The 1,446-nt window shown below is 67.5% G+C and carries 1 protein-coding gene; it reads left to right on the forward strand.

Features of this window, described 5'->3' with window-relative positions; translation table 11 throughout:
* The first annotated feature begins 297 nt into the window (after positions 1-297).
* Positions 298-1,389: a mechanosensitive ion channel family protein gene (locus FNH08_RS50040; RefSeq protein WP_152778662.1), complete on the forward strand. Its 1,092-nt coding sequence runs from the start codon at positions 298-300 to the stop codon at positions 1,387-1,389.
* The last annotated feature ends 57 nt before the right edge of the window (positions 1,390-1,446 follow it).

The following is a 1,446-nucleotide window of genomic DNA, read 5'->3' on the forward strand; positions in this document are numbered from 1 at the left end:
GGCCGGCATGGGGTGTTCGGCGAGGGGTGAGGTGCGGGCGGAGCGCAGTGGTGGCGCGCCGTATGCCGTCGTACGACGCGATGAGTACCGATGCGAGATACACGTACGACGTCAGTGGCCGGTTAACGCAGGTCCGGTGACGGGTGGCCACCCGCATACGGCAGGATGAGCGGTCGCGCCCGACTTCGTACACACGTCCGGGCGTGATCGTACAGACCGTATTCGAGCAGGTGGCAAGGTGACGACACATCACATCCGGCCCGCGGGCCGTTCCCCGCGTTCCACGGGAGGCGACCGATGACCCGGGACCTCACGCTCGACGACCTCGTGATGGCCGGAGTGGCCCTGGCCGCGGGCCTCTTGCTGGCGTTCCTGCTGCGCATGCTGCTGCGCTGGCTCGGCAGACACGCGACGCGCACCCGCTGGAGCGGTGACGACGTCATCGTCGACGCGCTGCGGACGCTGGTGCCCTGGGGGGCGATCGTCGGTGGTGCGGCGGCCGCGGCGGCGGTGCTGCCGCTGACCCGGACGGTCGGGCACAACGTCAACCAGGCCCTGACCGTGCTGCTGATCTTCGTGGTGACGATCACGTCGGCGCGTCTGATCGCGGGGCTGGTGCACTCGCTGACGCAGTCCCGTTCCGGGGTCGCGGGATCGGCCACGATCTTCGTCAACATCACGCGGGTCGTGGTCCTCGCGATCGGCTTCCTCGTGGTGCTCCAGACGCTGGGCATTCCCATAGCCCCGCTGGTCACAGCCCTGGGTGTGGGCGGTCTCGCGGTGGCCCTCGCGCTGCAGGACACCCTCGCGAACCTCTTCGCGGGTATCCACATCCTGGCCTCGAAGACGGTTCAGCCAGGTGACTACATCCGGCTGAGCAGCGGCGAGGAGGGCTACGTCACCGACATCAACTGGCGCCAGACGACCATCAAGGAGCTCTCCAACAACCTGGTCATCATTCCCAACGGTCAGCTGGCCGGCACCAACATGACCAACTTCAACCGGCCCGAGGAACAGTTGACGCTCCTCGTCCAGGTGGGGGTCGGGTACGACAGTGATCTGGAGCACGTGGAGCGGGTGACCGAGGAGGTCGTCGCCGAGGTGATGGCGGACATCGAGGGGGCCGTGCCCGATCACGAACCCGCGGTCCGCTTCCACACGTTCGGGGACTCGCGGATCGGTATGACGGTGATCCTGGGTGTGGGTGAGTTCAGTGACCAGTACCGGATCAGGCACGAGTTCATCAAGCGGCTGCACAAGCGGTACCAGACGGAGGGGATCCGCATTCCGGCGCCGCGGCGTACGGTCATGTTCCAGCCGCAGGGTGTGGCGGGGATTCCTCACCAGCGGGATGCGCTTTCGGCTGAGGTGACGGAGGTGGCGCCGTAGGGGTTGGCGGGTTTCTCGCCCCCGCCGCCCCTACCCATTCCCGTCCCTTCCCTGGGG

The sequence above is a fragment of the Streptomyces spongiae genome (assembly GCF_009377185.1).
Classification (GTDB): domain Bacteria; phylum Actinomycetota; class Actinomycetes; order Streptomycetales; family Streptomycetaceae; genus Streptomyces; species Streptomyces spongiae.

Coding starts and splice junctions, on each gene's coding strand:
- FNH08_RS50040 (WP_152778662.1), top strand. CDS start 298: ATGACCCGGGACCTCACGCTCGACGACCTCGTGATGGCCGGAGTGGCC.